Raw genomic sequence first — 5,974 nt, forward strand, 5'->3', positions numbered from 1 at the left:
GCCCCAGCGCGTGGCCGCCGTGCGTGCGCTGCGCGAGCTGCTCGCCGCCGGCTACGGCACCGAGGCCCGGCCGATCGCCTCCTACGGCGCCCCCGCGCCCGGCACCCTCGGCGGCGTCTACCCGGACTACGACGACCGCGTGTTCCCCGGCCTCGTGGCCGCGCAGGAGCTGGCGGGCATCGACGTCGACTACCTGCGGAACGTGGACCGGGTGAGCGAGGCCGGCATCGCCGAGGCGTCCCTGGCCGACCTCGGCACGCTGTTCACCTACCTGGTGCGCGGCGAGCGGTTCGCGGACGGGCACGTGGCCGCCGCGATCGAGAACGGCAAGGTCGGCCGCATGCTGGACCGCCTGACCGCGCTGGTCCCCGAGATCCGCTGAGAGCGCACGGTGCGGAATACTGGGCGCATGCCCGCAGCCTCCGACGCCCCCACGCCCGCGCCCCGGCGCGGCCGCCTGGCCCCTTCCGGTGACCCCACTCCCGTGGAGAACGTCGCCACGCACCTGCAGGAGGGGTGGAACCGTTGGCACCGCGCCCGCGCGCTGCGTGCCGGCAACGTGCCGACGGTCATGGCGTTCACGGGCTACGGCAGCACCAGCTGGGTGCGGATCCTCTCCCGTGTGGTGATCGCCTCCGACGAGGAGTTCATGAACGGCCGTCGGCTGTCGAAGGTGGTGGCGGACGGCGTGCGCGGCTGGCGCAACTTCGTGGCCCCGCCCATGGCCTACGCCGAGGTGGAGGTGCAGGTGGGGGACCTGCGCACCACGGTGCGCACGGACCGGATGGGCGTCGTCGACGTCGTGCTGGACGTCGAGCTGGAGCCCGGCTGGCAGACCGCCACCCTCCACGTCGGCGGCCAAGAGGAGCACGCCGTCATGGACCTGTACATCTGCGAGCCGGGCGCGCGGATCGGCCTGGTCTCGGACATCGACGACACCGTGGTGGTCACCTCGCTGCCCCGCCCCCTGCTGGCGGCCTGGAACTCGTTCGTGATCGACGAGCACGCCCGCACGCCCACTCCGGGGATCGCCGTGCTGCTGCGCCGGATCGCCGAGCTCGAGCCGAAGGCCCCCGTGCTGTACCTGTCCACGGGCGCGTGGAACGTGGCGCAGACCCTCACCCGCTTCCTGGGCCGCAACCTCTACCCGCTCGGCGCTCTGCTGCTGACCAGCTGGGGGCCCACGAGGGACCGCTGGTTCCGTTCCGGCCAGGAGCACAAGAGGGTCCAGCTCGAGCGCCTCGCCGAGCAGTTCCCGGACATCCAGTGGATCCTGGTGGGCGACGACGGCCAGCACGACCCCGAGATCTACGCCGAGTTCGCGCAGCGCCACCCCGACCGGGTCAAGGCGATCGTCATCCGGCAGCTGACCCCCTCGCAGGCGCTGCTCGCGGGCGGCCGGGCGGAGGACACCCGCCGTTCCACCCCGGGCATCCCGTGGTGCTACGGCCCGGACGGGGCCACGCTGTCCAATCAGCTCGAGGACCTGGGCATCCTGCCCGTCGAGTTCGTGGACGTGCAGCCCGAGGCCTGGCGCGAGGACATCCTCGGCGACGACGAGGCGCCGGCGACCCTCGACGCCGCGGCGCAGCGCGACGACCGGTCCACGGACGAGGAGGCCGCCCGATGACCGCCTCGCGCTCCGTCGAGGTCCGCATCCCGCTGCGCTGGGCGGACATGGACGCCTATGGCCACGTGAACAACATCGCCGTGGTGCAGCTGCTGGAGGAGGCCCGCGTGGCGGCCTTCGGCGTGCCCGCGAACACCGGCGCCGGTGGCGGGCAGGCCCCGCCGATCGACCTGCTCGAGGGGGTGGCCCCCGGTGTGCGGACGTTCATCTCCGAGCACACCGTGAAGTACCGGGCCCAGATGCCCTACCGCCCCGTGCCGCTGCGCGTGGTGGTGAGCGTGGACGCCGTGAAGGCCGCCTCGGTGCACGTGGGCTACGCCCTGCACGACGGCGTCGACGACACCCTCTGCGCCACCGCGACGTCCGTCATGGTGTTCGTCGACGGGCAGACGGGCCGCCCCGTGCGCATCAGCCCCGAGCAGCGGGCGGCCCTGGCCGGCTGAGGCAGGCTGAGGTGGGCTGCGGGCCGCCCGGCAGCCGTCCTGCGACATCACCGCCGTGCAGCACGGCTGCGATGTCGCAGAGCGGAGGTCGAACGCTCGGGCTCGCGGAGGTCGGGACCGGGCCCGTGGGACGGCCGTGGATCAGACCGAGCGGGGGACGCCCGCGGCGGTGAGGATCCGCGCCAGCCGGTCCGGCCGCAGGAGGTCTCCCCACGTCCAATGCGCACCCGCCCGGGTGACCAGCTGCAGGGCCACCTCCCGTTCCTTCTCCCGGCGGATGCTGGCGCGGCGGGCCGTGTCGTCACCGTCGAAGAACGACAGGTCGTACTTGCCCAGCCCGTCGAACTCCCCGTACACCCGCACCTGCTCCCACCAGAAGTCCGTGCGGGCCACCTCGCGTCCGTTCGCGTCCCGGTGGCGATGCTGCAGGGCCGTGGGCGGGACGAAGCCGAGCTCGTGGACGATGGCCCGGCTGTAGGACTCGCCGGCGGATTCCGCCCGCGCGTCGGCGAAGTGCCAGGCCCGCTCGAATCGGCGGAGGGCGGCCGCCGATCCGAGCCGGCTCTCCGCCTGCCTCGCCCAGCGTGCGGCCTCCTCGGGCCGGGCTCGGACGAGCGCGTCCAGCGTGGCCACGGCGTCGCGGAACGGGGTGGCCGCGCCGAGGACCAGCAGCACCGTGGGCAGCGGATCCGCCAGGACGGTCCCGAGGCTCTGCCCGTCGGACAGGACGGCCTCGACCCGCTGAGGCGCGGCGGGGTCCGCCTCCGGCAGCCCCCACCGGGGTCGGCGGCGCGGCAGGCCGGGAGGCCGGCGGTCGTGGGCCATCAGGGAGGGGGCGAAGGGACGGCGGGTCAGCGGCCCGGCGCCGTGATGCCCGGGGGAGGGGGCGCGCAGCTCGAGCGCGGGCGGCTCGACGGCCGGCCCGAGACCGTGCAACCGGGCCGCGGTCAGGCCCGTGAACACCGTCTCGGGGCGGGCGATCGAGAGGGCGACGGCGGACACGACCGTCCTGTCCCACGGACGCAGCGCGGCCCAGTCGCTGACGCTGATGTAGACGCGCGGGCAGAGCCGCACGAGGACCCCGCGGGTCCAGGCGCGTTCGAGACGGCGCCGCGCCGCCCCGTCGTGAGGGTCCGCCGCGCAGAGCAGGGGCCCGCGTCCCGGGAGCAGCGCACGCGAGTGGTCGGAGAGCAGGGTCATGCGGCCCAGTGTCGTGGGCCCGTCCGGGGTGCGACGGGTCGCCCGCGCCGGCCGTGGAGGGCACCCGACGTCGGGGGGCCTGTGCAGGAGCCGGGCGCCCTTGAGCGACCGCCGCCCTGCGACATCACCGCGCGTCAGAACGGCGGTGATGTCGCAGGGCGGCGGAGGATCACGGAAGGGACAGGGCCGGGCCTCAGACCACGCCCTGGGCGATCATCGCGTCGGCGACCTTGATGAACCCGGCGATGTTCGCCCCCGCCACGTAGTTGCCGGGCGTGCCGTACTCCTCGGCGGTCTCCACGCAGCGGTCGTGGATGTCGCGCATGATCTGCTCGAGCCGGTCGTGGGTGTAGTCGAAGCTCCACGAGTCCCGCGAGGCGTTCTGCTGCATCTCCAGCGCCGACGTCGCCACGCCGCCCGCGTTGGCGGCCTTGCCCGGGCCGAACAGCGTCCCGGAGTCGACGAACAGGTGGGCGGCCGCCTCGGTGCAGGGCATGTTCGCGCCCTCGGCCACGGCCTTCACCCCGTTCTTCAGCAGGGTTCGCGCGGCGGACTCGTCGAGCTCGTTCTGGGTGGCACACGGCAGGGCCACGGTGCCCTCGACGTCCCAGACGCTGCCGCCGGTCACGTAGCGGGACCGCCCGCCGCGGCGCTCGGCGTACTCGGAGATACGGCCACGCTCGACCTCCTTGATCTGCTTGAGCAGGTCCAGGTCGAGGCCGTCCGGGTCCACGATGTAGCCCGAGGAGTCGGACGCGGTGAGCACGGTGGCCCCGAGCGCGGCGGCCTTCTCCGCGGCGTAGATGGCCACGTTGCCGGAGCCGGAGATCAGCACCTGCTGGCCGTCCATGGATTCGCCGCGCGTGCGCAGCATGGAGTCGACGAACATCACGGCGCCGTAGCCGGTGGCCTCGGTGCGGACCAGCGAGCCGCCCCACGTCAGGCCCTTGCCGGTGAGGGCGCCGGCCTCGAAGCGGTTGGTCAGTCGCTTGTACTGGCCGAACATGTAGCCGATCTCGCGGGCGCCCACGCCGATGTCGCCGGCCGGCACGTCCGTGTGCTCACCGATGTGGCGATGCAGCTCCGTCATGAAGGACTGGCAGAACCGCATGATCTCGCGGTCGGACTTGCCCGCGGGGTCGAAGTCCGAGCCGCCCTTGCCGCCGCCGATCGGCATGCCGGTGAGCGAGTTCTTGAAGATCTGCTCGAAGCCCAGGAACTTGACGATCCCGAGGTACACGGAGGGGTGGAAGCGCAGCCCGCCCTTGTACGGGCCGAGCGCCGAGTTGAACTCCACGCGGAACCCGCGGTTGACCTGCACGACGCCGGCGTCGTCGATCCACGGGACGCGGAAGATGATCTGGCGCTCCGGCTCGCAGAGGCGGTGCATGACCCCGGCCTCGACGTACTGGGGGTGGCGCTGCATCACCGGTCCCAGCGCCTCGAACACCTCGGACACCGCCTGGTGGAACTCGGCCTCGCCGGGGTTGCGCGCGAACACTTCGTCGCGCAGGGTCTCCAGAGACTCATTCATGGTGTCCTCCTCGGACGTCGGGGTAGAGACGCCCCGCGGTGCCCCCCGTGGCGCGCCGCGGTCGGAGGAGGCCGCGGTGCCTGACGCCCATCCTGACAGGGAGCGCGCTCTGTTACCGAAATGAGACGCGGGCCACCCCGGGCCCCGCGTTCGGCTCAGCGCGGCGGCGCCGCCTCGGTGTCGATGCTGGCCTGCTGGCTCTCGCTGTAGCGCGGGCCCGCCACGGTCGCGTCATTGACGAGGCCGTCCAGCCGGGCGACGTCGGCCGGGGTCAGCCGCACCGCGTGCGCGCCCCGGTCCTCGAGCCAGTGCTCCCACGAGGTGGTGCCCGGGATCGCCAGGACGTCCTCGCCCTGGGCCAGGACCCAGGCGACGGCGAGCCCCGCCGTGCTCGTCCCGAGCCGGACGGCCTCGGCCGAGAGCGCCTCGCGCAGCGTCAGGTTGGCCTCGTAGTGGCCCTCGGCGAAGCGGGGCAGCCGGTGCCGCAGATCTCCCGCGTCCAGCCGGTCCAGCCGCGGCGGCGCGTCCGTGAGGAGGCCGCGGCTGACGGGGGAGAAGGCCACGAAGGCGGTCCCGTGGCGGCGGCACGCCTCGAGCACGCCCCCTTCGGGGTTGCGGGTGGCGAGGGAGTACTCGGACTGCACGGCCGCGATCGGGTGGACGGCCACGGCCCGGGTCAGGGTGACGGCCGAGACCTCGGACAGGCCGATCGCCCCGATCTTGCCCTCCGTGACGGCCTCTGCGAGCGCCCCCACGGACTCCTCGACGGGGACCTCCGGGTCCAGCCGGTGCAGGTAGTACAGGTCGATCCGGTCCTGGCCGAGCCGGCGCAGTGAGGCGTCCACGTGCGCGCGCAGTGTCTCCGGGCGGCCGTCGATCCGCCGCTGCCCGTCCCGCACGAGCCCGCCCTTGGAGGCGAGCAGCACGCGCTCGCGGACGTCCGACCCCGCCCGGGCGAGCGTGCGCCCCACGAGCTCCTCGCTGCGGCCGCCGCCGTAGAGGGTGGCGGTGTCCAGGTGGTCGGTGCCGTCGTCCAGCACGCGGGTGAGCAGGTCGACGGCGGCGTCGTCGTCGAGGAATCCGGAGTAGCCGTGCACGATGTTCATGCATCCGAGGCCGACGGGGTGCACGTCCTTGCCGGCGAGGCGGCGGGGCGCGGCGGGATCG

6 protein-coding genes are annotated in these 5,974 nt (G+C 73.7%); 3 read left to right on the plus strand and 3 right to left on the minus strand.

Going from position 1 to position 5,974, the window contains the following annotated elements; genetic code table 11:
• From QL983_RS09945 to QL983_RS09955, 3 genes are all read left to right on the plus strand, one after another.
• On the plus strand, positions 1 to 382 hold a 382-nt coding region (locus QL983_RS09945; RefSeq protein ID WP_290152769.1), incomplete at its 5' end, for a DUF6508 domain-containing protein.
• 27 nt (positions 383 to 409) lie between these two features.
• Entirely contained in the window at positions 410 to 1,630 is a 1,221-nt protein-coding gene (locus tag QL983_RS09950; protein ID WP_078025797.1) for a phosphatase domain-containing protein, read from the plus strand.
• Positions 1,627 to 2,073: a thioesterase family protein gene (locus QL983_RS09955; protein ID WP_002853740.1), complete on the plus strand. Its 447-nt coding sequence runs from the start codon at positions 1,627 to 1,629 to the stop codon at positions 2,071 to 2,073. The genes QL983_RS09950 and QL983_RS09955 overlap by 4 nt, the downstream gene beginning before the upstream one ends.
• A gap of 141 nt (positions 2,074 to 2,214) precedes the next feature.
• Here QL983_RS09955 and QL983_RS09960 read toward each other — a convergent pair whose 3' ends face one another.
• The 3 genes from QL983_RS09960 to QL983_RS09970 form a co-directional block, all read right to left on the minus strand.
• The gene (locus tag QL983_RS09960; protein WP_078025796.1) at positions 2,215 to 3,273 is read right to left on the minus strand and encodes a hypothetical protein; all 1,059 of its coding nucleotides are present in this window, start codon (positions 3,271 to 3,273) and stop codon (positions 2,215 to 2,217) included.
• Positions 3,274 to 3,466: 193 nt separating this feature from the next.
• On the minus strand, positions 3,467 to 4,807 hold the full coding sequence (gene gdhA, locus QL983_RS09965) for an NADP-specific glutamate dehydrogenase (RefSeq protein ID WP_230297396.1): 1,341 nt from the start codon (positions 4,805 to 4,807) through the stop codon (positions 3,467 to 3,469).
• A 155-nt stretch (positions 4,808 to 4,962) separates the two neighbouring features.
• On the minus strand, positions 4,963 to 5,974 hold a 1,012-nt coding region (locus tag QL983_RS09970), incomplete at its 5' end, for an aldo/keto reductase (RefSeq protein WP_290152775.1).

The sequence above is a fragment of the Micrococcus sp. APC 4021 genome, assembly GCF_030407635.1.
GTDB classification, from domain to species: Bacteria; Actinomycetota; Actinomycetes; order Actinomycetales; family Micrococcaceae; genus Micrococcus; species Micrococcus luteus.